Genomic DNA, 23,867 nt, shown 5'->3' with positions numbered 1-23,867 from the left:
TCAGCGCCCCTCATTTTTTGCCAGACGCAGAATCATCAACTTCGACAACGCCAACACAATAAAGGTGATTACAAACAAAATCAGCCCCAGTTCCATCAATGCGGCGGTATGCAAGCCAGATTCAGCCTCAGCAAATTCATTCGCCAACGCGGAGGTGATACTGTTCCCCGGCATGTACAGAGACAAGCTATCCAATTGGTAGGTATTACCAATAATAAAGGTGACAGCCATTGTTTCTCCCAATGCCCGACCAAGACCCAACATTACGCCACCAATCACACCATTCTTGGTATAAGGCAAGACGATATGCCAAATCACTTCCCATGTTGTACAACCGATACCATAGGCAGACTCTTTCATCATCACGGGGGTTTGTTCAAACACATCACGCATTACAGAAGCGATATAAGGAATAATCATGATGGCAAGAATGACACCTGCCGTCAGAATGCCAATACCAAAGGCTGGGCCGGAGAACAACTCTCCCACGATGGGAAGGCTCGAGAGCACATTACCGACGGGTTGCTGGAAATACGTGGCAAATAATGGAGCAAAAACAAACAGCCCCCACATGCCATAAACGATACTGGGGATCGCTGCCAATAGCTCAATAGCCACGCCCAACGGACGTTTCAACCAATTCGGAGACAATTCCGTCAGAAACAGGGCAATGCCAAAACTCACCGGAACCGCAATAATCAAGGCAATTAATGAAGTCATCAATGTGCCATAAATCGGCACCAATGCACCAAACACGTCCGCAGGCGCATCCCAATCTTTGTTCCACAAGAAAGCAAAACCAAATGTTTGTATACTCGGCCAAGAAGCAATGATCAGCGAAATGATAATGCCTCCCAGCAGGAACAAAGTCAGCAACGCCGCCAATCTAACCAGAGCGCTGAAGATAATGTCGCCATTTTTACTCGGTGCTTTCAGTGCCGTTTTACGTTCGGCCATACGCTTAATTCTCATTTTGGGTTATTTCCCCCTTGGTAAAGGGGGAGATTTTATAATCGCCGATTCACAGCGGTGATAGACAGGCCATCAATTCTCAATCCATAAGTTCAATATAGCGGTTTGCCACTGCTATCTTTGATGTTGCTCTTCCATGCTGCATGTACCTGGCTGATCACTTCTTTCGGCAGAGCGGCATAATCCAGATCTTGCGCCTGTTTTTTGCCTTTTTCATAAGCCCAATCGAAGAATTTCAGAACTTCAGTACCATTCGCAGCATTTGCCTGTTGTTTGTGGATGAGAATGAATGTGGTGGAAGTCATTGGCCACGCATTATCGCCTTTTTGGTTTGTCAGATCCTGAGCAAAGCTACTGCTCCAATCTGCACCTTTGGCCGCTGCACTGAAGTTTTCTGCGGTAGGCGCTACTATTGCACCATCCGCTGAAACTAATTTGGTATAAGCAAGGTTATTCTGCTTTGCATAGGCATATTCAACATAACCAATTGAGCCGGGCAGACGCTGAACAAACGCCGCAATCCCATCATTGCCTTTACCGCCTAACCCGGTTGGCCATTTGACGGTCGTGCCTGCCCCGACTTTTTGTTTCCAATCGTTGTTAACTTTAGATAAATAACTCGTGAAAACGTAGGAAGTCCCTGATCCATCGGCACGACGAACCACGGCAATGTTTTGATCCGGCAGTTTGATATTTGGGTTCAGTTTTGCAATCTCGGGGTCATTCCATTTCTTGATATTCCCCAGATAAATGTCACCAAGGGTTTTACCATCCAGAACTAACTGACCAGATTTAACACCGGAAATGTTCACCACCAGCACAATACCACCGATTACCGTCGGGAACTGAAATAGTCCATCAGCCGCCAATTTTTCATCAGCAAGAGGGGCATCAGATGCGCCAAAATCAACAGTATTGGCAATAATCTGTTTTACACCACCAGAAGAACCGATGCCTTGATAATTGATTTTATTGCCAGTTTCTTTCTGATAAGAATCTGCCCACTTGGTATATATCGGTGCTGGAAATGTCGCACCTGCCCCCGTCAAGCTGGTGGCAGCAACTGAAGACAGGGATGTCATGGCAAATACAGCGACCATGATGCTCGCCACGGTGGTACGCATTGATTTCATACTCCCTCCTACTGGGATACGCATCATTAATTAAAAATAAATGCCAAGCATGGCTGACAATTTGATTTTTAGGTTAAAAAATGAATCATGAAGGAAAGTAAGTGAATTCAATGACAATACAATGTATGAATTATGACATTTTTATGACAGAACGTTTCGGCAAGACCTTATTTTGCACTTTCAATTTTTGCATTTTCAATGACGTACTCAATGCTGCACTCAATGGAATATATACGCGAATGGATAGCCCCGCTTTTTCACTGCTTCCCACCTGAATACTCCCACCGTGGATACAAATGATCCGGTGGATGATCGCAAGCCCCAACCCCACGCCACCATTACTCACTCCACCATTACTCACTCCACCATTACTCACTCCACCATTACTACAGATGCCGCTAGCCCGAATTCCTTGCTTAAAGGGCTGGAACAAAATCGTGGCTTCTTCTTTCGTTATTCCAGTGCCGTTATCCTCAACCTGAAACCAGCCAAATTTTTTTGTTGAGCCGCTACTGATTCGAATCCATCCATTGCCATAACGCCGGGCATTAGTGAACATATTGACCAATACACGCTTGATGGAAAGGGGATGAGCTAAAATAAAAATCGGATCTTTAGATAAGCGATTCTCGATATCTCTATCTGTCATATTGTCTACATTTGACATACAACGTTGTTCTGCCTCAATCACTTCTTCAAGCAGCTCATTCAATTCACAGCATGTGAATGGCATATCCTGCCCCGCCCGCTGATAATCAATGAACTGATCAATCATGATATTGCATTCTTCAATATCCCGATGGATAGATTCTGTCAGAAAATCATCTTTTCCTTCCATCATTTCCATCGCCAGACGAATACGAGTAAGCGGAGTGCGCAAATCATGACTCACTCCAGCCATCAGTATCATCCGATCATTTTCCTGTGATTTCAGCGCTACCGACAATTGGTTGAGTGCTCTAATAACGGAACGGATGGCGGGAGTTCCCTTTTCAGGCAACGGAGATACTTTTCTTCCTTTTTCCATGTCAATGACTGCTTTTTGCATGGCTTTCAATGTGCGTTTTGAGATAGCGAAATACCGCCGGAACACCGCGAATAATGATAGTCCCACCACAAAGATACTTATAAAGAGATAAGGAAATATCACGCTGAAAGAGAGTCTTTCGAACATCACCAGCAATAAGGTGATCAGAGAGCTGAACAGCAGGCTGCCCAGCATCAGGTACAGGACATAGGAAACCCAAGGCTTTTTCATACCTTGCTTCCATCAGGGACAAAAACGTATCCCAATCCCCAAACCGTCTGGATATAACGCGGATGGGCAGGATCTTCTTCAATCAGGCGACGCAGGCGGGAAACCTGTACATCAATGGAACGCTCCATTGCGCCATATTCTCGTCCCCGAGCCAAGCTCATCAATTTATCCCGTGATAATGGCTCCCGAGGATGAGAAACCAACACTTTCAGCACGGAAAACTCCCCACTGGTCAAAGGCAACAACTCATCTTGGTGAAACATTTCACGTGTTCCGAGATCAAGTTTAAATTTCCCGAAATTAATCACCGCATCATCTGATGCCGGCGCTCCCGGCAATTCATGTGTCTGTCGCCGCAAGACAGCACGCATGCGTGCCAATAATTCACGCGGGTTAAAAGGCTTGGCAAGATAATCATCAGCGCCAATTTCAAGACCAACAATCCGATCAACCTCTTCTCCTTTCGCGGACACCATAATAATCGGAATCGAGTTATGTTGACTTCTCAACCTTCGACAAATAGACAACCCATCTTCGCCCGGCAACATTAAATCCAGGACAATCAATTGAATGGATTCTCTGGTCAATAAACGATCCATCTGTTCTGCATTTGCTGCGCTACGCACTTGAAATCCCTGTTCGGACAAATAGCGTTCCAACAACGCCCGCAAGCGCATATCATCATCAACAACAAGGATCTTATAACTCTCTTGCATGTTTCAGCTCCCAGGATGCTCCATGCCCGTAACATCCATTACCTTCACAGAAAACCCATACTTCAATAGAGACTAGCCGCGTGTATTTTAAGGCCACTCACGGCATTGGCAACTATTGCTTATGTTTAGGTTTTCTATTCTTGTTCTCCCAATTATTGTTATCTCTATTCGCGTTCTTCCTATTTCCGCTCCGCAATCACTGTAACTTATGTCAAAGGCTGGTAATCAATTTCCAGTATCCAGTAAGTTGCCATGCCATTAGGTGTCATCACCGTGACTTCATCATCAATCTGCTTACCAAGCAGCGCCCTTGCCACCGGAGAATCAATGGAAATCCACTTCTTGGCAGGATCGAACTCATCCGGCCCCACCAAACGAAAAATGTGTTCTTCTTCTTTCTCGTTTTCAACTTTTACCCATGCCCCAAAAAAGACTTTTCCTTCTTGTCGCGGATCAGGATCGACAATTTGCAATACATCCAGACGCTTGGACAAAAAGCGCACACGACGGTCAATTTCTCTTAATCTTTTTTTACCATAAATGTACTCTGCATTCTCTGAACGATCCCCTAACGCAGCAGCATCTGAAACAGACTGAGTGACTTTAGGGCGTTCAATTTTCCAGAGATATTTCAGTTCCTGATCAAGCGAATGCCAACCTTCTCGGGTAATATAGTTACTCTTGGCCATAAAAAACTCACTTGAGAAAAGATGATTAATGGCGAAATACTATATCTTAATCCAGAAGACATTCGATCTTAATCCAGAAGATATTCGATGAATTCTGTCGCAACATGACCGAAATATCGCGCTAAACTGGAAATTATCGCTCTCAGCACGTATAAATGGAGCCAGTTTGAACCATGCCGATATTGTTTCAGGTGAAATTTGATTTTATCCGGCTCTGTCTGATGATGTCTCAGGATGTCTACAGACGCCAAGAAAGTTGAAGAAAAACAGACCATGAATGAATCTTTAAGTCGAATCATTGCCGGTGAGCTACAGGCTCAACCACAGCAAGTCCTAGCCGCCATTACTCTGCTCGATGAGGGAAATACGGTTCCCTTTATCGCCCGTTACCGTAAAGAGGCCACCGGTGGTCTGGATGACACGCAGCTCCGCCAGCTCGAAAGCCGCCTCGGTTATCTGCGCGAACTGTCCAACCGCCGTCAGACTATTCTGAAATCGATTGAGGAGCAGGGAAAGTTAACCGTTGAGCTTGCAGAAGCGATTAATGCCACGCAAAGCAAAACCGAATTGGAAGACCTGTATCTACCTTATAAACCTAAACGCCGTACCCGCGGACAAACAGCTATTGAAGCCGGATTGGAACCTCTGGCTGATCTGCTGTGGCAAGATCCGCAACAAGAGCCTGAACTGGCGGCGGCGGCCTATGTTGATGCAGACAAAGGTGTTGCTGATACCAAAGCGGCATTGGATGGCGCACGTTATATCCTGATGGAGCGTTTCGCCGAAGATGCGACTTTGCTGGCGAAAGTGCGTGAATATCTATGGAAAAATGCCCATCTGGTCGCCAAAGTTGTCGAAGGCAAAGAAGAAGAAGGTGCCAAGTTCAGCGATTATTTCGATCACCACGAAGCTATCGCAGCTGTTCCCTCCCACCGTGCTCTTGCCATGTTCCGTGGACGCAATGAAGGTATCCTGCAACTGTCTTTGAATGCCGACCCTCAGTTTGAGGAAGCCCCAAAAGAGAGCTATTGCGAGCAAATTATTACCGATCACCTTAACCTGCGCCTGAACAATGCACCTGCTGACAACTGGCGCAAAGCCGTGGTGAACTGGACATGGCGCATCAAAGTGCTGCTGCATCTGGAAACCGAACTGATGGGCACACTGCGCGAGAAAGCCGAAGATGAAGCCATCAACGTATTCGCCCGTAACCTGCATGATCTGCTGATGGCTGCGCCTGCCGGTATGCGCGCAACAATGGGACTGGACCCGGGCTTGCGTACCGGGGTAAAAGTCGCCGTTGTTGATGCAACTGGCAAACTGATTGCCACCGATACCATTTATCCGCACACCGGGCAGGAAAACAAAGCAGCTGCAACCGTCGCAGCTCTGTGCACCAAACATCAGGTGGAATTAGTCGCCATTGGTAATGGTACTGCATCCCGTGAAACAGAACGTTTCTTCGCTAATATCCAGAAACAGTATCCTGACGTCACGGCACAGAAAGTCATCGTCAGCGAGGCAGGAGCCTCCGTTTACTCCGCTTCTGAATTGGCTGCACAAGAATTCCCTGATCTGGATGTCTCCCTGCGTGGAGCTGTTTCCATCGCTCGCCGCCTGCAAGATCCACTGGCTGAGCTGGTGAAAATCGAACCAAAATCTATCGGTGTTGGTCAATACCAGCATGATGTTAGTCAGATCCAGCTTGCCAAAAAACTGGACAACGTGGTTGAAGACTGTGTAAACGGCGTCGGTGTTGACCTGAACACAGCTTCTGTCGCCTTGCTGACCCGCGTTGCAGGCCTGAGCCGTGCCGTTGCCCAAAATGTTGTTAACTGGCGTGATGAAAACGGCCGTTTCAATAACCGTGACGAACTGCTGAAAGTCCATCGTCTGGGGCCGAAAGCCTTCCTGCAATGTGCTGGCTTCCTGCGTATCAATCAGGGTGATAACCCGCTGGATGCTTCAACGGTTCACCCGGAAACCTATCCTGTGGTTGAGAAAATCCTGACAGCAATCGAGCAGGCCCTGCCTGACTTGATGGGCAATCCTGCTACCCTGCGTAATTTGAATGCTCAGGATTTCACAACAGAAAAATTCGGTATCCCGACCGTCACCGATATTCTGAAAGAGCTGGAAAAACCGGGTCGCGATCCACGCCCTGAATTCAAGACGGCCACATTTGCCGATGGTGTTGAAACCATGAAAGACCTGCAAACGGGTATGATTCTGGAAGGCACCGTGACTAACGTGACTAATTTCGGTGCATTCGTGGACATTGGTGTCCATCAGGATGGTTTGGTTCATATTTCCTCACTGTCCGATCGTTTTGTAGAGAACCCACACACTGTGGTCAAAACAGGCGACATCGTGAAAGTGAAAGTGATGGATGTTGACCTTAACCGCAAACGTATTGCACTAACCATGCGTCTTGATGAGCAACCGGGTGAAACTCAGGCACGCCGGACTCAAGGTGACAACCGTCAGGATCGCCATGATCAGGGTCGCAATAATCGCAACGGCAATGGCAGAAACCGCCATAATTCGCGTTCAGGTTCTGCATCTTTAGCCAACAGCGCCATGAGTGATGCACTGGCTGCTGCTTTTAATAAAAAACGTTAATTAGTAAAAACGTTTGTTTATGTAAATGATTTCCTGAGCTGGCTCAATTGAGCCAGCTCAGGATCTTTTCTGTGTTCTTTCAAAATACGTGACATTATTATTACTATCCATTTTTGTTACTATCTATTATTATTACTATCTATTATTATTACTATACATTATTGTTACCATTTATTGTTGTAACTACTGCCTTATGAGAAGCATAAAATTCATTACAGTTTTAATTATTTAAAATCACTAAATATATTTTTAATTTAAATAAACTATTACATGAAAAGAAATAAAACATGGATAGAAATAAAATTTTTTTAGCTTCCACCATAAAAAACCCATTACTTTCATAGTAATAATTCTATTTATTGCTGACGTTATAAATTTGAACAAGTGATGACACCTGCATCTTTCCATAAATAATTCGTATACTTCGTTTCGCAATAAATCTCATAATAATGGGGATTTATTGAATAATATAAAAATATAAACTATTCATTAAATCCAAAAGTTCTTATACCCATGGCTTCAATTTGCAGATGTTGGTACAAAGAACGCATTCACACTGTTGAGGAAAAAAACATGAACAAATATGTCCAAAGCAGTTTTGATCTACTCAGCAATATCCGTTTTTTCAGTCTTTCCACTCATGATCCAGATGCAGACTCAGTCTGGTCATCGACGATGTTTTATATTCCGAAATACAATCCACTGACACTGATCTGGTATTCAAAACGAGATACCCGACATTCGCAAGAATTGTGTATCAACCCCAGTGTCAGCGGTACAATCTACAGTAGTCGGGTTATGCCTGATTCATCGCTGGATCTGGCTGGTGCTCAATTTGTTGGTTGTGCCCGCCAAGTCCCCGATGATCAAATAAAAGAAACCTATGACTACTTTTTCTTAAAAACTTACCCTGATCCCGCTATCAGAAAGAAAAAATCTCGTCCCATCAGTGACTATCAAGGCCATGCCATACGCCGTTTCTATGAGTTGGAAATTGAGAAATGGTGGGTGTACGACTCAGACGCCTGGAGCCAACATCAAGATGATGAGCGTGTACAAGTACCATTGAGTGAATTACGTTATCCTCCCAAAGGTTAATGAAAACCAACAAGCCCTGTTTATTATCAGGGCTTATCAATTCAAGAAAATTTTCCGAATATTAAACAATTCTGATAGCGATTTATTTCCAATAAAGCCACCATTAATTTGATTAATATCAATTTATTCCTGCATTATTCAGTATAAATAATCCGTATCGCAGTTGCGTATTATTATCATTAACAATTAGAACTCAGAGTAATTACCGAATTTTTTTCTTGTGAATTTCCCTTTATTGAGGATAATAATTCTCATAATCACTTATTTTTTCAATTCAAATGGAGAGTTATATGGTTCTTATTCCAGAACGTAGATATAAAATTCTGGGATTTTCTCCAGAGATTAACCCCGCTTATCGGCAAAAATTATTGTCACTCGGCATGTTACCCGGCTCAACATTTCAGGTTATTCGCTTTGCTCCATTAGGCGATCCAATACAAATCGAAACACGCAGAGTTAACCTTACCCTTCGTAAGCAAGACTTGGCATTTCTCATGTTAAATGAAGATCAGAACTCGTAAAACCCGAAGTCAAGGTGGTTCAGAATAACCATCACCCATGCATTTTTATAACCAAAGTACGAACGTATAAACAAAGTACCAAGGTATAACTAGAGTACGGAAGTCGCTTCCTGATTGGCAGAAAGTATAATGAAACAATTAACTATAGGCCTGATTGGTAATCCCAATGCCGGCAAAACGACGCTTTTTAACCAGCTTACAGGCTCCCGACAACGAGTAGGAAACTGGGCGGGCGTTACGGTAGAACGCAAAACAGGCTACTTTACCACCCATGACCATCAAGTCGAGCTTGTCGACCTCCCTGGTACTTATTCGCTCACCACTATTTCTGAGCAAACCTCCATTGATGAACAAATTGCCTGCCACTACATTCTGGGTGGTGAAGCCGATATGTTGATCAATGTTGTTGATGCATCGAATCTGGAGCGTAATCTTTATCTCTCACTGCAATTGATTGAACTGGGCATTCCCTGCATCATTGCACTGAACATGCTGGATATTGCCCAAAGTCAACGCATCAATATTGATATTCCGGCACTGGAGAAGCGTCTCGGCTGTCCGGTCATCCCGCTGGTTTCAACCCGTGCCACAGGAATAGATGCACTAAAAAATACCATCGATAATTACCCACAAAATACTTCACAGAAGTCCCCCCCTGTTCAGGTTGATTATCCTGATACGTTATTGCAGGAGATTTCCCACCTTTCCAGCCAGATCACAGAGAAATTCACACCACAACAGCGTCGCTGGCTGACTTTGCAAGTGTTGGAAGGAGATATTTACAGCCGTGAGGTATCCGGCCTGACTCACGCGCAACTGGCGGAAAGCAACGGACGCTTGCAAAAACAACAAATTGAAGAACCCGATCTCATCATTGCAGGCTCGCGCTATCAGACAATCAGTGAAATTTGTCTGTCTGTCATTGATACCCGTGCGGCCACACCAAATAAACTGACCCAAGCGTTAGATACCGTTATCCTGAACCGCTGGTTAGGTGTACCTATTTTCCTGTTTGCCATGTACCTGATGTTTGTGCTGGCCATTAATATTGGGGGAGCCTTACAGCCAATCTTCGACGGCGCTTCCGCCGCCATTTTCATCGATGGGATGCAATGGCTTGGTCATACTCTCCATTTCCCGAATTGGTTGACGGTGTTCCTTGCTCAGGGAATTGGTGGCGGCATCAACACAGTACTGCCGCTGGTTCCCCAAATTGGCATGATGTACCTGTTCCTCTCCTTTCTGGAAGACTCCGGCTATATGGCACGAGCGGCGTTTGTCATGGACAGGCTGATGCAAGCAATGGGATTGCCGGGGAAATCCTTTGTGCCCTTGATTGTTGGCTTTGGTTGTAACGTGCCTGCCGTGATGGGAGCAAGAACACTGGATGCCCCTCGTGAACGTTTGATTACCATCATGATGGCACCATTTATGTCCTGCGGGGCAAGATTGGCGATCTTTGCCGTCTTTGCTGCGGCTTTCTTCGGAAAAAGTGGGGCAAGCATTGTTTTCTCCCTGTATATACTGGGAATTGTCGTCGCCATCCTGACGGGTCTGCTGCTCAAATACACGCTAATGCGTGGTGAAGCATCGCCATTTGTGATGGAACTGCCGGTCTATCACGTTCCTCATGCCAAAACTCTGCTGCTCCAGACATGGCAGAGGCTGAAAGGTTTTGTGATACGTGCGGGTAAAGTGATTGTCGCGGCGAGTATGCTGATTGGTGCCCTGAACAGTTTCTCCTTCTCCGGTAAGACCGTGGACAATATCAACGAATCAGCATTAGCTTCCGTCAGTAAAGTACTCACACCTGTATTGCAACCCATTGGTGTGCATTCTGATAACTGGCAAGCCACTGTCGGACTTATCACTGGCGCGATGGCAAAAGAAGTGGTTGTAGGAACCCTGAATACCCTATATACCGCAGAAAACATTACTCAAGAGCCATTCAATCCAGATGAATTTAATTTATTGGATGAATTAAAAGGCTCTGTAGCGGAAACTTGGGATAGCCTGAAAGAAACCTTCACTCTGAGTGCACTCTCTAACCCGATTGAAGCCAGCAAAGGTGACGGCGATATGGATCGCGGTTCAATGGGAACCATGAGTGCCAGATTCGGCTCTGCTATTTCCGCTTACAGTTACCTGATTTTCGTGCTGCTGTATGTGCCTTGCGTTTCCGTCATGGGAGCCATTGCCCGCGAAACCAGCCGTGGCTGGATGACATTCTCCATTCTGTGGGGATTGAACGTCGCTTATTCTCTGTCAGCGCTGTTTTATCAAATCACAACGTTTTCAGCTCATCCACAAAGTAGCTTGATAACAATCTCGGTCGTGATTCTGTTTAACATATTGGTCTTTATTGGCTTACGCCGTGCACGCAGCAGAGTTACCATCACGTTCAATAACACTACTGACCGTAGTTGCGAATGTTCAAAGGGCAGTTGCCACTAGTCGGAGCCATAAATGATTAATCTGCTGAAAATCAGAGATGCTGTTGCCCTCAATGGACGTACCGATGCAAGGTCATTGAGCCATCAGTTTTCAGCACCGCTGCCAATGGTAGAAGCCATGCTTAAGCAGCTTGTCATTATGGGTAAACTGGAGGAAGTGGACGCATCCTCCTGCCTCAGCGGGGGCTGCAAACAGTGCCCGGAAACACAAAAATGTGACACTAAGGCGTATCAATTAGCAGTGAAAAATTAAGAAATAGCTCCGTTGTAGAGATTGAACACCAACAACGGAGCTATCCAGTATCTCTTGCCTGATTTCATCCCCGCTTAGGCCACCCCTTAATATAACAAAGATGACTTTTTCCCAACACTGAGCGATGATATCAACAGGATAATGCAGGCGTTTGAACACATTTAGGATAAGGGACATAGGCGAATAACTTAATAAAAAAGCGACATATTATCCATTCACCGCTTAACGCGACAGAACCGCCTCAAAGGCTTTCAATTGAGCTTCAACAATTATTTCACCATCGTTATTATAATAATCCCTTGAATTACCAGCTAATATACTTACGTTATCTTCTCGTTGATTCATTTTCATCAATATCCTCTGTCAAGATGGATCATATGTAAGCCTTTTATCTTTCAAGTTATCTTTTTTGTTAGCAATGCAGACTCCCCCAGTCACTTCACTATCGTGGTGAACATCATAGTGGTGAATATCGTGTTATCTGTGTTCTTGAAAATCACTTACTCAATGAGTTATTTTCAGGGTAGAGAGCAGATTTATTCATTATGTAATGGAATTACAGTTATTACTTGAAAGTGCTACTGTCTCTCAACTCTATGTATATTGAACGTAGCTAAGCCCTCAGCTTTTGTTCTACCCACTGCGCAACTCGTTGTGCATCTCTGGCAGCCCCCAGTAACAGTTCAGAGCTGCGACTGCTGAGCCATTTTCTGCCTATGATAAACAGCCCCGGATAGGTTGTTTTTCCTCCGTTTATATTGCCACTCTCGCAGACAAAACCTTGTGAATCACTAACATCAGGTAAGGTCAACCAATCAGTTGCGTCCTTGTATCCCACACACCAAATCAGTCCATCAATCTGGTATTTTTTTCCTTGTTGGTCATATAGTGTTTCATGTTCAGCTTTTACTAATTTTTGTGCTACCTGCACATTAAGCCCAGATAGACGTTGGTTAGTAAGTTCACCACATGGAAGTGGATTACGTCGTTGCATTATTTTACCGATCAGGCTCGAAGTATCTGCATACAGTATCTTTGATTTATGTAGCCACCAGAATAGATCCTTCCCTAGAACTCTATTTGGCACGAGAGGACGAGGAGAGCCGCAAAATAGAGTGACCTGCATAAGGGAAGAAAGTTCTCTTGATATCTGTCGACCACTAGCACCATCACCTATGACAGCAATCCGAGACCCTGCCTGAAATTGCCCAGGGTTCTGATAACGGTCAGCAGTCAATTGCTGTATTGAAGGGGATAGATCGCTCGCCATCTCAGGAATAATGGGGACTTGATTAGCACCAGTGGCGTTAATTAAACAAGGAGCAGAGAACTGCTCCCCTTTTTCCGTAGTCAGCGTAAACAACCCATCTTGATGTTTAACACTAATAACTTGCGTTCCCGTTAATACATTTAGATTGTGATAATGTGCATAACGTTCTAGATAATCTGCTATCTCATCCTTAGTTGGATAACCATCTGAAGCACCCGGCAAAGAAAAATCAGGCAGTTGACTCATCATACGAGAAGTAAATAACAGCATATTATCAGGACGCCTACGCCAAACATCCCCGATACGTAAGTCTCGCTCCAGAATCAATGTATTGATTTTTTTTTTCTTCAGAGTAACCGCCAGTGTCAGCCCCGCTTGCCCAGCACCAACAATTAAACAATCGATTTTCATGGCCTCTGCTCCAATTGCAGTATATGCCCAGACAAAGCGTGTATAGTGGGGTATTCGTAGCCAAGAATAGGGTCCAGTTTTTGCTGCAATACTTTTTCTAACTGACTAATCAGTGTCACTCTGCTCACAGAATCCAGGCCAAGACTATCGAAGGAGACGTGTTCACTGATAGGAATTTCATAGCGTTGGAAATAGGGTGTTAAATATTCGATCAGCCAATCTTTTAATTCCTGCTCAGTCATATATGCTCCTTGAGTTTCAGTGGTAGACGGTGCATTGGCCAGATGTAATTTGCCTTGTAAATAGAGTGAACGACAGAGTCTTCGTTGTACTTTTCCACTGCTAGTTGTAGGTAATTTATTGACTTGAATGAATACTAAGTCAGCGATATTGATATCGAATGTTGCATTGAGTGCCCGGATTACATTTCGCCTCAATTCTCTGAAATTATTTTCCTGCTCCACATTTTTCTGTAGCTCTATGACGACAACCACCTGTTGTTCCAGTTCAAAAGCAATTGCCTTGCCTGGACGAAACGCTGTGGACTGCATAGTGGCTATGTGTTCAATGTCTTGTGGATAAATATTCCGCCCACGGATAATAATCAGATCCTTCAAACGCCCTGTGATAAATAAATGATGTTCATACAGACAACCGAGATCACCAGTACGGAGAAAAGGTCCTTCACCAGTGGTCGTATAGGCCATAAGGTTTTGTTGAGTTTGTTCCGGATTATTCCAATACCCTACAGAAATGCTTGGGCCTTGAACCCAAATCTCACCAATTTCATCGGGTTGACATAATGTTTTTTCGTCTGGGTTAACAATCACGACTCGATGATCAGGTGCAACTTGACCACTAGCTTGTATTACAACTCCATCAGGTTGTAAGGCAAGTTTTCCCTGCTCCAGGCTGCTGCTACAAATCGTTAAACTAAATGGAAGAGCTTCACTGGTGGATGAACTGACTACCAGTGTTGCTTCAGCCAAACCGTAACAAGGTATTTGGCTTTGATAAGCAAACCCATATTCTTTAACTGCCTGATAAAAACGCATCAAAGTTTCATTTCTAACTGGTTCTGCACCATTACCAGCCCAACGCCAGCGGGACAATTCCAGATTGAGGCCAGTGCAGTCTTGATCAGCACAAAGGTCGTAAGCAAAATTGGGAGCACTACAGAATTCTGCGCCATAATCATGCATCAACTGTAACCAACGTAATGGTTTCTGAATAAATGATAGAGGTGGCATGAAGTTATATTGCCCACCCAGAGCCACAGTCAGTAGAATATGACCTACCAACCCCATATCATGAAACTGTGGTATCCAGCCTCCAATAACTAATCTTTCATGCAAACCAAAAGTATTATTAATCGCCCGCAAATTATGAACTAAGTTATTGTGAGTAACCATCACTCCCTTGGGAGCATCAGTAGAACCAGAGGTATATTGTAGGAAAGCCAATTGATCTGGAGAGATTGAGGGAAGCTGGTTTACCTCATCTATCATCTGATTTTCTGAGTAATACATGATCTTTTGATTCGGGAATTCATGTGACAAGGTTTTGTTTAACTCTGAAGTGGTAAGTATCACTTTAGCTTCTGAGTCATTCAAGATCTGCTTTAGTCGTTGTAGATGACGGCTTCCTCGAACCACATTAGATGGAACAGCAATGGCCCCAGCTTTAAAACAGGCTACCAGCCCTATAATAAAATCCAGGCCAGGAGGGTACATTAGAATAACTGCTTTTTCCTGTTGCCCAGCGGTAACGAGTGCGCAAGCAAGTTGGTGGGAACGTTGTTCCAGTTCTTGCCAGGTCAGAGTAACAGTATCTGAATCCCCCGAAGGTAAGAAGCGGTAAACAATGTCATTTGGTTGCTGTGAAACATAATGTTTTAAACAGCATAACAGCGTTTGTGCATGCTCCAGCATCATATTTTTTGTTCTCCTGAAATAGCCAATAAATGCTGTGTTTCCTGTTGTAGAGCATTAGCCAGAGCATTAATTGCCTGCCACTCAGTAACATGTCCAAAACTGATTCTCAATGCACTATCGATATAGGAATAAGGAGATTTCATCGCAAGTAAAACATGTGAACGCTGAGGTGACTGTGAATTATTACTACAAGCCGACCCCAACGAAACAGAAATACCGTGACATAAGTCCAATCTACTTGCTAACGCTTCCGCCCTAATGCCGGGGAAACTGATATTTAATGTCCATGGGGCCTGATACTCAGGGTTTGTTTCACCATTTAAATGATAATTTACGCCTAACTTGTCTAATTGTGTGAGTAGGTAAACTCTCATTTCACGGCAGTGGTCAAGGCGTTGTATCAATTCCTCATTAGCTTCTTCTGCGGCGGCAGCTAATCCAGCTATTCCTAATGTATTTTCTGTACCACAACGTAAACCTTGTTCTTGTCCACCACCATGCAATAAAGGATAGATTTTCACTTGCTGGCTGTAATACAACCCACCGATCCCTTTAGGGGCATAAAACTTATGCCCCGAAAAAGAGATGGTTAATGGGATATCATCAAAGCAGCGGATAGGCCATTTTCCTACCGCTTGTATTGCATCTAAATGAAGATGGATACCTTTTCCTTTTAACCTGTAAGCAAGCTCATCGTAGGGTTGAATGACACCTGTTTCATTGTTGATCGCCATCAATGTAATGAAACAAGTTTGGGGTGTGATGGCATTACACAATGTGTCCAGATCTATTCTTCCTGTTTTACTCGGTTCAATGATCGTAAGGTTCAGGCCTTGCTTTTGATACCAACGTAAAGGTTCCAGAATTGAAGAATGCTCAATTGCAGAACAGATAACATGATAACGAGATAATTGGCCAGCTGGGAGTTGGCCGAATACACTGTGCAAGGCTAGGTTATTACTCTCTGTGCCACCGGAAGTAAAAATGATCCTTTCGGGAGAGCCTCCCACTAACTGAGCTACAGACTCTTTTGCCTGATGAATTAACTTGATAACGTTGTGACTCAAACGATATCTGCTGGAAGGATTGGCAAATTGATCCAACATGCCCTGAGTTGCCATCTTGGATTTATGACTCAATGGTGTTGTCGCATTGAAATCAAAGTACGACATGGTCATATATGCCCCCTTACCTGCTGAAAAAGAGCATGCAACATCTCCAGGCAATGCCGTTGTGAAGGCTGCAGCTTGCCTAACATTTTGTCGATCTCTGGTGTACTTAATTGCGCTAGCTCTGTTAATGTCTTTCCTTGGGCCTGACGGCAAAACTGATTAGACATGGCTAAAGAAGTCGTGCATCCCCAAGCTTGAAATCGAGCTTCATTGATCTGTCCATCTTTGCTCAATGACAAATCAATATTTACTTTGTCTCCACATACAGGATTACCTAACTTGAGCTGAATATCCGGATTCGTTAGGCTTCCCTGCAAATCAGGATTGCAAAAGTTATCAGTGATAATTTCATTAAACATAGTTAGTCCTCACTGAGTAACAGGGCACGAATTCCTTTGTTCATCATCAGCCATTTGACTCTCCAAATTAACGGCACAACAGCCGAATTCTGTTGCGGAAGGTGCTCGCATAACATATTGCATGCGTTGAGAGTTACGGCCTGACAGATCATTATCAGTACGCAGGTAGATCATATCTTCAGTCAGCAACATTCCAGGTGTTGAACGTGCTATAGGATCGAAAATAACAAGTTGCCCAGTCTCACCATCAGCAACTTCTCGGGATAAGTTTTCCGGATCACGAACAGAGAAGTGAATATAAGGTGGTACATGTTTTTGATTGAACTCATCTTCTATCGCCAGGAAGTTGGCTTCAACAAGTCCATACATATCACGGTTACGGCTAGCAGGAATGCCCAGCCAAGTTTCCAGTTCTTGATTAAACTCGGTACGAGAGATCATGGCACCAGTGAAACGTTTCCAGCCACCGAGTGTAATGACCATACTTCCACTATCCAATTCCAGTTTAGTGTTCGTGGCTTTTAAGAAGCTGATAAAGCGATGAATAAGAAACGGGGGACCTATCAGATGGCGAGTGAATTTTCCTTCCCATTCTTTTAATTGACTAACAGCTTCTTCTGGAACAAAACGTTCTTCTTTAACCATAAAGCGATTGGTATCCAGCAATCCAGTCAACCAGTTGAATGCTTTTATCATTCCCATTTCAGGAATTTCTTCCGTAGAAGGACATAAACAAAGTCCTGCACCACTGGAAAGTTTAAGCATATCGCGATATGAGTTATAGAGACCTATCGTAGCATAGTCCATTGTTTCATCGCATCGACGAGCAACGCTAGGAATACCACTCGTACCTGTCGAACGCATCTCATGCTCAATGCTGGAAAGAGGTTTACTTAACAGGCGATGGCTATTTTCAGATTTAAAAGTGGATACCGGAATAACAGGAATATTTATCAAGTCCGCATAACTTTGGATATCACTGGGTTTCACACCTTTCTTTTCACATTGTTCACGGTAGTAAATATTATTTTCAAAATGATATTTAAATGCATCTCTAATAATGTGAGTTTTTAATTCTTGTTGTTCTTCAGTTGGAAGGCTATAGAGAAAGTTACTATTTGTGATTAACCATTTTATAGAGTCACCATTTACTTCCTTTATTTTTTCATACAACTCAGTCGAGTTGAACATATCATCTATCCTTATAGTTAATATATATTTTTTACCATCGTTTAACGAATATCTTTATCAAATACGCATAAGAAATAAGTAATTCGTATAAGTAATTTCTTGCAAACGCAAATCTAACGATGGTGCTTTAATTTTGCTTGAATAAACTGGCTAATTTCGTCCCTTTGTAAATAATTGGTATGGAATACATGACTGTCCGTCATAATTACATAAGTTTCCCTTAACATTATCTTTCATACACCTCAGCCAGATTATTCAATCCAATCGCGCCAATAAGTTATAAAGTGAATATTCCGAGTATTTTTAAGGTGTTGGCAGGCAGAATTTCTAAGTATGAAATTCACTCTATGAACGGTGTTTTCATTTAAGTCATATGAAACGATAAAGCTAAGAGGGTGATATAGGGGATATCTAGTTGAGTTGGTTTCTCATTTGAGGAGAGTGGTAAGCCTGTGATAGGGCAAATACGGATGTCTGGAGGTAGCATATCAGTATAAGTTTTTGGATATGCCTATTCATTCAATGAATCGGAGTTGAGTATGGGAAATAACCAAATTGAAACAATGCCTGAACAACCACAAGAAGAAAATAATAAGAAAAAACGTAAAATAATACTTTCTTTTGTTGTATTACTTTTTTTGTTTGCTGGTTTAGCTTATATGTTTTACTGGTACACAGTATTACGTTTCTACCAATCAACAGATAACGCCTATGTTGTCGGTAATCAGATCCAAGTCATGTCTCAAACCCATGGCAGTGTGAAAAATATTTATGTTGATAATACCGATTTTGTTCAGCAAGGTGACCTTTTACTAACATTAGATAGTGCTGACGCTAAGAATACCTTCGAGAAAAGTAAGTATGCATTAGCCCAGGCAGTGCGTGAAACACGAGAAACCATCCTCAGTAATCCCAAGCTCCTGGCCAATGTAGAATTAAAACAGCTTACTTTAGACAAGTTAAAAAGTAATCTAACACGACGGGAAAAGTTGGGTAAGGTCAATGTCATCGCTGTTGAAGAACTGGATCACTCTCGTAAGGCTGTTGACATTGCTAAGGCAGATTTAAAAGTCGCCATGCAGCAGTATAAAATCAATCAGGCTTTGGTGATGGGAACGCCACTAAACAAGCTGCCAAATATAGAAAAGGCAGCGTCCAATTTACGTGAAGCTTGGTTGTCTTTACAACGTACCAAAATCTACGCTCCAGTAAGTGGGTATGTATCACGCCGCAGTGTTCAAGTTGGATCTCAAATCAATCAATCTACGCCATTGATGATTATCGTCCCCCCTGACCAGATATGGGTTGAGGCAAATTTTAAAGAAGTACAGTTCACTGATATGCGTCTGGGGCAGTCCGTCAAGTTAATCAGCGATTTTTATGGCGATAGTGTTACTTATCAGGGGCGTATTACGGGTATGGATATGGGAACCGGCAGCGCTTTTTCTATCCTCCCCGCTCAGAATGCGACAGGTAATTGGATTAAAGTGGTTCAGCGCCTCCCTGTACGCATTGAATTAGATCCGAAACAAGTAGCCCTCAATCCATTGCGAATCGGTTTATCTATGCACGTAACGATTGATACCAGAGAAACAGCAGGCACAACTCTGGCTGACAAAACTCCACAAAGGGTTATTTATCAGACTGATGTCCTTTCATTCAATAATAATGAGATAGATGAAATCATTGAGCAAATCATAAAAAGCAACGCAAGTGATGACAATTGAGGATCACACAGCTATGGAACCTTTATCAGCCAGCCAACGCTGGTGGCTAATTCTGTCTCTGGCGATTATCGCTTTTCTGCAAATATTGGATCTGACAATTGCTAACGTAGCATTGTCAACCATTGCAGGTGATCTTGGATCATCCGTGTCACAAGGAACTTGGGTTATCACGTCATTTGGTGTTGCTAATGCGATCTCTATCCCTTTGACTGGCTGGTTGGCAAAACGGGTGGGGGAAGTACGGCTGTTTATCATTTCGACGCTGCTTTTTATCATTTCTTCCTGGCTATGTGGCATATCCAATAGTCTTGAAATGCTAATTATTACAAGGGTTATACAAGGTGCTGTTGCAGGCCCCATCATACCTTTATCACAAAGCTTGCTTTTAGCAAACTTTCCTAAGAAACAACACAGTATGGCTTTGGCCATCTGGTCTATGACCGTCATTATTGCCCCGGTTTGTGGTCCAATCCTCGGTGGATGGATTAGCGATAACTATCACTGGGGATGGATTTTCTTGATCAATGTTCCCATCGGTCTGGCCGCTATTTTTATTACTTACTTGTTATTGAAGAAGCGTGAAACAAAAACTGAGGTTATCCCAGTTGATAAGGTGGGGTTGGTTCTACTCATTGTCGGTGTGGGTTGCCTACAACTCATGTTAGACAGAGGAAAAGAACTCGACTGGTTTAACTCCAATGAGATCATCTCGCTGGCTATTATTGCAACGATAGGGATTATCCTATTTATCATTTGGGAACTGACTGATGATAACCCCATTGTTGATTTATCATTGTTTAAATCACGCAATTTTACGATTGGTACGATTTGTATTAGTTTGGCATTTTTATTGCATATCGGTGTCCTGGTCTTACAACCTCAGTTGTTACAAACAGTTTTTGGTTATACCGCCACTTGGGCGGGACTCGCGTTAGCTCCTCTCGGTATTCTTCCTATTTTTCTAGCCCCAGTCATTGGCCGATTTGGTGCTAAAATTGATATGCGCTATCTGGTTACCCTTAGCTTTATTGTCTTCTCTTTCTGCTTTTTTTGGCGAGCATATACTTTTGAGTCTGGAATGGATTTTTCCAGCGCAGCATGGCCACAGTTTGTGCAGGGGATAGCGATTGCCTGTTTTATTATGCCACTCAACGTGATTATTTTATCTGATATTCCTCAGGAGAAAGTTGCCTCAGCCGGAAGTTTGTTTAACTTCTTTAGAACATTAGCCATATCGATAGGTACATCGTTAACCAATACATTATGGGTTCAACGTGAAGCGGTTCATCATTCCCAGCTCACTGAGCACATCACACAAAATAACGTTCTTGTCGATTTAGCTTATCAGGATATTAAACTCTTGGGATTATCTGACTTACAAGCAACCGTTTTTCTGGTGAAGAGGATCACCAACCAGAGTTTAATTCTGGCCGCTAACGAAATTTTCTGGCTCTTTGGTTTTATTTTTCTGGCACTAATCTTGATTCTTTGGTTTTCCAGATCGAATTTGTCGTCTACGTAATTTGGAGATTAGCCTCTTCTTCATGATGAATACTATTTATTATCTGTTTATTGATGTTATAGAGGCACTGAGCCGTATGACAATTGAATTGTAAATTCTGCTGAATTATATGCTTAAGATCAGAAGGGCGTATCCCATAAGCCATTTTACATGTCCGGCTAAAATGAGCAGTGTCAGAAAAACCACAGTTATTAGCGATCAAGGTTAAGGAATCAGTCATATGAATCTCCTCAATAGCATCACTTAAGCGTAACCATAGTAAGTAAGCCCGGAAGTTAATTCCCACTTGATCACGGAAAAGATGTAAAAAACGGCTTTCAGAAAGGTAAATTTTATCAGCCACTTGACGGGATGAAATCCGCTTTACTGATAGCGATTCGATAAACGAAACAGCTTTCAAAATACGTTTATCAAATTGACAGTGACATGACAGGTATGGGCTAAGTAACAAGTAAACAGTGAATGTGTCTGGTTTTTCGCCACAAAGGAACGACTTAACCAGGTAATCTGTTACTGCCACAATATCATCATGCTCCAGCAAAATTACTTCCACATTCTCTGTGAGATGGCTAAATAAATGGTAGTGTTCATCAATCGGTTCAATGAGCAATGTAATACTACAGGTATTGGAGGAATCCATCTTATGCATTACGTTTGAGCGAATCAGAAAACCATGAGTGGAGTGAGTCTCATCCTGTATTGATAAGGCTAACGATTCATGTGTATGTAAAGATAGGCTGAGTTGAATACAGGGATGTTGATGCCACTCAGTTGAAACATTGTAAAGAAAGTTTAATTCACTAGTAGCATGTTTATATTGCTGGATAAACCTAGGGGCAGCCGGAATATTTGATAGCATAGCCTCAATCCTTATCAACAAAGCAGTGAGTGAATGTAGTCAACCTTAACTTGCAATCTTCTCTACATTAATCTTTTAGCCGATATGCAGTCAACCATGTGCAGTCAACCAATAGTAACAAGGCTAATAGCTCCATTCACATAGGGTTATTATGTCTGTTTAGAAGTAGCAATATTATCACACTGATAACCTGTCAAGGAGAATATGTAAAGTAAGATTTACATGAAAAACGAGGATAAAAAATTCATTTTTACCCTGATAATCTTTTTACCAGAACAAGTTTACTCACTGTTTTAATGTAATTTATATTGTTACTCGGAATTAAATTTTATTAGTTTCATTAAAATTGAAAAATAAAAAACCGCTCCTTATTATCTGAATTGTATTTCTGTCATTATTAATAACCTAAGGATACCAATATGTCTAAAGAGTTATTTACTGCAACTATAGAGTCTGCAGGGCCTCTTAAAATGAAATGTTCCTCACGAAACTTTTCCTTCCATGTAGACGAACCAGAAAGCTTAGGAGGGGAAGATGAAGCAATGACTCCGGTAGAAGCATTACTTTCCGCTTTCGGCGCCTGCCAGGCTATGGTGGCGAAAGTCTTTGCCAGTGCACAGAAAATAAATCTGATTGATATCAAGATCACACTAGAAGGTGAATTAGATCTCGACAGAATCAAAGGTATAAATAAAAACGCCAAACTGGGGTTTTCAAAAATTACCTCCAAATTTTATGTTAAAGCAGATAATACCGAACAAGAGATCCGAGATTTTATTACTTTTGTCGAAAATCATTGCCCTGTTCTCGACACTATCGTTAATACACCAGAAATTGTGACTGAAGTTTATCCTGTCAAATAATAGGTTTATTACCCATAATTGTTCATGTTATGGGTAATTTTTAGCATAAATTACCATTCCATACCGGAAGCAAAGTTCGTTAATATTTCGACAAACTCATCAGGATGAGAAATAAAAGGTGCATGAGCTGCATTGCGCATAATAATGGAATGCGTATGTGGCAATGCACTATCAAGCTGCGAAGCAATCTTACGTGGTACCAAACCATCAAGGTAACCATAAAGACGCAGGAAAGGTAATTGAAGCCGAGACAACTCTTCCCTTAAATCATCAGTGCGCAGGATTTCCAAACCAGCATTTAATACATCGACTGTCGGCATCGGCTGGTTCAATACCACTGATTTCAGTACACGGGCATCCTGATGTGCGCTGTCTGTTCCCAGTGTCTGCAAAGCCAGAAAACGTTCGACTGTCTTCTGAAAGTCCGCACTCAATTGACGTTCAAATGCACGCAAAACCTCTGGCTTAATGCCCGGCCAGTCTCCATCAGCACTAAATTTTGGTGAGGAAGCCACAGTGACCAAGCCCGCAACTTGCGTCGGATGATCTAAAGCAATCCGACTGGCCACCAATCCCCCTAAAGACCAGCCAAGCCACAAGGCATTTTCTGGCGCTTGCTGCCATACTGTATCTGCCATATCCGCTAATGACATTGCCGGATACGATTGGCTACGACCATATCCCGGTAAATCCACCAGATGCAAACGAAAATGCGAAACCAATCGCGTTTCCACTGAACGCCAAACCTCAGCGTTTAATCCCCATCCGTGCAGCATCACAAGATCATGCGGTGCATCTCCGATTATCTGCCAAGACAACTGATTCATTGTTATTCTCACTTTAT

The 23,867-nt window shown here is 43.0% G+C and carries 21 protein-coding genes and 1 pseudogene; 8 read left to right on the top strand and 14 right to left on the bottom strand.

Features of this window, described 5'->3' with window-relative positions; genetic code table 11:
- The 5 genes from pstC to greB all read right to left on the bottom strand — a co-directional run bounded on the left by pstC (position 1) and on the right by greB (position 4,768).
- On the bottom strand, positions 1-957 hold the full coding sequence (gene pstC, locus PSI23_RS07285) for a phosphate ABC transporter permease PstC (RefSeq protein ID WP_273554479.1): 957 nt from the start codon (positions 955-957) through the stop codon (positions 1-3).
- A gap of 107 nt (positions 958-1,064) precedes the next feature.
- Positions 1,065-2,105, bottom strand: coding sequence for a phosphate ABC transporter substrate-binding protein PstS (gene pstS / locus PSI23_RS07280; RefSeq protein ID WP_273554458.1), 1,041 nt, complete (start codon positions 2,103-2,105; stop codon positions 1,065-1,067).
- A 130-nt stretch (positions 2,106-2,235) separates the two neighbouring features.
- Positions 2,236-3,363, bottom strand: coding sequence for an ATP-binding protein (locus PSI23_RS07275; RefSeq protein WP_273554457.1), 1,128 nt, complete (start codon positions 3,361-3,363; stop codon positions 2,236-2,238).
- Positions 3,360-4,079, bottom strand: a complete 720-nt coding sequence (gene ompR / locus PSI23_RS07270) for an osmolarity response regulator transcription factor OmpR (protein ID WP_273554456.1) — start codon at positions 4,077-4,079, stop codon at positions 3,360-3,362. Before ompR ends, PSI23_RS07275 begins: the two co-directional genes overlap by 4 nt.
- A 206-nt stretch (positions 4,080-4,285) precedes the next feature.
- On the bottom strand, positions 4,286-4,768 hold the full coding sequence (gene greB, locus PSI23_RS07265) for a transcription elongation factor GreB (protein ID WP_273554455.1): 483 nt from the start codon (positions 4,766-4,768) through the stop codon (positions 4,286-4,288).
- A gap of 273 nt (positions 4,769-5,041) precedes the next feature.
- Between greB and PSI23_RS07260 the strand changes: the two genes are divergently transcribed.
- From PSI23_RS07260 to PSI23_RS07240, 5 genes are all read left to right on the top strand, one after another.
- Positions 5,042-7,390, top strand: coding sequence for a Tex family protein (locus PSI23_RS07260; RefSeq protein WP_273554478.1), 2,349 nt, complete (start codon positions 5,042-5,044; stop codon positions 7,388-7,390).
- A gap of 573 nt (positions 7,391-7,963) precedes the next feature.
- On the top strand, positions 7,964-8,488 hold the full coding sequence (locus PSI23_RS07255; RefSeq protein WP_273554454.1) for a pyridoxamine 5'-phosphate oxidase family protein: 525 nt from the start codon (positions 7,964-7,966) through the stop codon (positions 8,486-8,488).
- 290 nt (positions 8,489-8,778) lie between these two features.
- Positions 8,779-9,009: a ferrous iron transporter A gene (feoA, locus tag PSI23_RS07250; protein WP_273554453.1), complete on the top strand. Its 231-nt coding sequence runs from the start codon at positions 8,779-8,781 to the stop codon at positions 9,007-9,009.
- Positions 9,010-9,138: 129 nt separating this feature from the next.
- Entirely contained in the window at positions 9,139-11,463 is a 2,325-nt protein-coding gene (gene feoB, locus PSI23_RS07245; protein ID WP_273554452.1) for a Fe(2+) transporter permease subunit FeoB, read from the top strand.
- Positions 11,464-11,475: 12 nt separating this feature from the next.
- Complete coding sequence (locus PSI23_RS07240; RefSeq protein WP_273554451.1) at positions 11,476-11,715, top strand: FeoC-like transcriptional regulator; 240 nt, start codon at positions 11,476-11,478, stop codon at positions 11,713-11,715.
- Positions 11,716-11,799: 84 nt separating this feature from the next.
- Here PSI23_RS07240 and PSI23_RS23175 read toward each other — a convergent pair.
- The 7 genes and pseudogenes from PSI23_RS23175 to PSI23_RS07210 all read right to left on the bottom strand — a co-directional run.
- Positions 11,800-11,892, bottom strand: a pseudogene (locus tag PSI23_RS23175) (IS6 family transposase); the annotation flags it as partial.
- Positions 11,893-11,937: 45 nt separating this feature from the next.
- Positions 11,938-12,060: a hypothetical protein gene (locus PSI23_RS07235; protein ID WP_273554450.1), complete on the bottom strand. Its 123-nt coding sequence runs from the start codon at positions 12,058-12,060 to the stop codon at positions 11,938-11,940.
- Positions 12,061-12,328: 268 nt separating this feature from the next.
- Positions 12,329-13,396, bottom strand: a complete 1,068-nt coding sequence (locus tag PSI23_RS07230; RefSeq protein WP_273554449.1) for a flavin-containing monooxygenase — start codon at positions 13,394-13,396, stop codon at positions 12,329-12,331.
- Positions 13,393-15,330, bottom strand: a complete 1,938-nt coding sequence (locus PSI23_RS07225) for an AMP-binding protein (protein ID WP_273554448.1) — start codon at positions 15,328-15,330, stop codon at positions 13,393-13,395. Before PSI23_RS07225 ends, PSI23_RS07230 begins: the two co-directional genes overlap by 4 nt.
- The gene (locus tag PSI23_RS07220; protein ID WP_273554447.1) at positions 15,327-16,508 is read right to left on the bottom strand and encodes a cysteine desulfurase family protein; all 1,182 of its coding nucleotides are present in this window, start codon (positions 16,506-16,508) and stop codon (positions 15,327-15,329) included. Before PSI23_RS07220 ends, PSI23_RS07225 begins: the two co-directional genes overlap by 4 nt.
- The gene (locus PSI23_RS07215; RefSeq protein WP_273554446.1) at positions 16,505-16,861 is read right to left on the bottom strand and encodes an iron-sulfur cluster assembly scaffold protein; all 357 of its coding nucleotides are present in this window, start codon (positions 16,859-16,861) and stop codon (positions 16,505-16,507) included. Before PSI23_RS07215 ends, PSI23_RS07220 begins: the two co-directional genes overlap by 4 nt.
- Before the next feature lie 9 nt (positions 16,862-16,870).
- Positions 16,871-18,052 (bottom strand): LuxE/PaaK family acyltransferase, encoded by a 1,182-nt coding sequence (locus PSI23_RS07210; RefSeq protein WP_273554445.1) that lies wholly within the window; start codon positions 18,050-18,052, stop codon positions 16,871-16,873.
- 539 nt (positions 18,053-18,591) lie between these two features.
- Between PSI23_RS07210 and emrA the strand changes: the two genes are divergently transcribed.
- Both emrA and PSI23_RS07200 read left to right on the top strand, forming a co-directional pair.
- On the top strand, positions 18,592-19,779 hold the full coding sequence (gene emrA, locus PSI23_RS07205; RefSeq protein WP_273554444.1) for a multidrug efflux MFS transporter periplasmic adaptor subunit EmrA: 1,188 nt from the start codon (positions 18,592-18,594) through the stop codon (positions 19,777-19,779).
- Positions 19,769-21,301 (top strand): DHA2 family efflux MFS transporter permease subunit, encoded by a 1,533-nt coding sequence (locus PSI23_RS07200; protein ID WP_373567288.1) that lies wholly within the window; start codon positions 19,769-19,771, stop codon positions 21,299-21,301. The genes emrA and PSI23_RS07200 overlap by 11 nt, the downstream gene beginning before the upstream one ends.
- On the opposite strand, the gene PSI23_RS07195 is transcribed toward PSI23_RS07200, so the two are convergent.
- Positions 21,294-22,160 carry a helix-turn-helix transcriptional regulator gene (locus PSI23_RS07195; protein WP_273554442.1) on the bottom strand — a complete coding sequence of 289 codons (867 nt, stop codon included), beginning with the start codon at positions 22,158-22,160 and terminating at the stop codon, positions 21,294-21,296. The two genes, PSI23_RS07200 and PSI23_RS07195, sit on opposite strands and share 8 nt — an antisense overlap.
- A gap of 419 nt (positions 22,161-22,579) precedes the next feature.
- On the opposite strand from PSI23_RS07195, the gene PSI23_RS07190 reads away from it, so the two are divergent.
- Positions 22,580-23,023: an OsmC family protein gene (locus tag PSI23_RS07190; RefSeq protein WP_273554441.1), complete on the top strand. Its 444-nt coding sequence runs from the start codon at positions 22,580-22,582 to the stop codon at positions 23,021-23,023.
- Between the two features lie 50 nt (positions 23,024-23,073).
- Here the strand turns inward: PSI23_RS07190 and bioH are convergent, their stop codons facing one another.
- The gene (bioH, locus tag PSI23_RS07185; RefSeq protein WP_273554440.1) at positions 23,074-23,850 is read right to left on the bottom strand and encodes a pimeloyl-ACP methyl ester esterase BioH; all 777 of its coding nucleotides are present in this window, start codon (positions 23,848-23,850) and stop codon (positions 23,074-23,076) included.
- Positions 23,851-23,867 lie beyond the last annotated feature (17 nt).

This window comes from Xenorhabdus yunnanensis, assembly GCF_028598805.1.
GTDB classification, from domain to species: Bacteria; Pseudomonadota; Gammaproteobacteria; order Enterobacterales; family Enterobacteriaceae; genus Xenorhabdus; species Xenorhabdus yunnanensis.
Note: the sequence above shows the minus strand (reverse complement) of the source record. Positions and strands in the feature narration are given on the sequence as shown.

Coding starts and splice junctions, on each gene's coding strand:
- PSI23_RS07275 (WP_273554457.1), bottom strand. CDS start 3,363: ATGAAAAAGCCTTGGGTTTCCTATGTCCTGTACCTGATGCTGGGCAGC.
- greB (WP_273554455.1), bottom strand. CDS start 4,768: ATGGCCAAGAGTAACTATATTACCCGAGAAGGTTGGCATTCGCTTGAT.
- feoB (WP_273554452.1), top strand. CDS start 9,139: ATGAAACAATTAACTATAGGCCTGATTGGTAATCCCAATGCCGGCAAA.
- feoA (WP_273554453.1), top strand. CDS start 8,779: ATGGTTCTTATTCCAGAACGTAGATATAAAATTCTGGGATTTTCTCCA.
- PSI23_RS07240 (WP_273554451.1), top strand. CDS start 11,476: ATGATTAATCTGCTGAAAATCAGAGATGCTGTTGCCCTCAATGGACGT.
- PSI23_RS07200 (WP_373567288.1), top strand. CDS start 19,769: ATGACAATTGAGGATCACACAGCTATGGAACCTTTATCAGCCAGCCAA.
- pstS (WP_273554458.1), bottom strand. CDS start 2,105: ATGAAATCAATGCGTACCACCGTGGCGAGCATCATGGTCGCTGTATTT.
- PSI23_RS07190 (WP_273554441.1), top strand. CDS start 22,580: ATGTCTAAAGAGTTATTTACTGCAACTATAGAGTCTGCAGGGCCTCTT.
- ompR (WP_273554456.1), bottom strand. CDS start 4,079: ATGCAAGAGAGTTATAAGATCCTTGTTGTTGATGATGATATGCGCTTG.
- PSI23_RS07220 (WP_273554447.1), bottom strand. CDS start 16,508: ATGACCATGTCGTACTTTGATTTCAATGCGACAACACCATTGAGTCAT.
- bioH (WP_273554440.1), bottom strand. CDS start 23,850: ATGAATCAGTTGTCTTGGCAGATAATCGGAGATGCACCGCATGATCTT.
- pstC (WP_273554479.1), bottom strand. CDS start 957: ATGGCCGAACGTAAAACGGCACTGAAAGCACCGAGTAAAAATGGCGAC.
- PSI23_RS07230 (WP_273554449.1), bottom strand. CDS start 13,396: ATGAAAATCGATTGTTTAATTGTTGGTGCTGGGCAAGCGGGGCTGACA.
- emrA (WP_273554444.1), top strand. CDS start 18,592: ATGGGAAATAACCAAATTGAAACAATGCCTGAACAACCACAAGAAGAA.
- PSI23_RS07225 (WP_273554448.1), bottom strand. CDS start 15,330: ATGATGCTGGAGCATGCACAAACGCTGTTATGCTGTTTAAAACATTAT.
- PSI23_RS07195 (WP_273554442.1), bottom strand. CDS start 22,160: ATGCTATCAAATATTCCGGCTGCCCCTAGGTTTATCCAGCAATATAAA.
- PSI23_RS07215 (WP_273554446.1), bottom strand. CDS start 16,861: ATGTTTAATGAAATTATCACTGATAACTTTTGCAATCCTGATTTGCAG.
- PSI23_RS07210 (WP_273554445.1), bottom strand. CDS start 18,052: ATGTTCAACTCGACTGAGTTGTATGAAAAAATAAAGGAAGTAAATGGT.
- PSI23_RS07260 (WP_273554478.1), top strand. CDS start 5,042: ATGAATGAATCTTTAAGTCGAATCATTGCCGGTGAGCTACAGGCTCAA.
- PSI23_RS07235 (WP_273554450.1), bottom strand. CDS start 12,060: ATGAATCAACGAGAAGATAACGTAAGTATATTAGCTGGTAATTCAAGG.
- PSI23_RS07255 (WP_273554454.1), top strand. CDS start 7,964: ATGAACAAATATGTCCAAAGCAGTTTTGATCTACTCAGCAATATCCGT.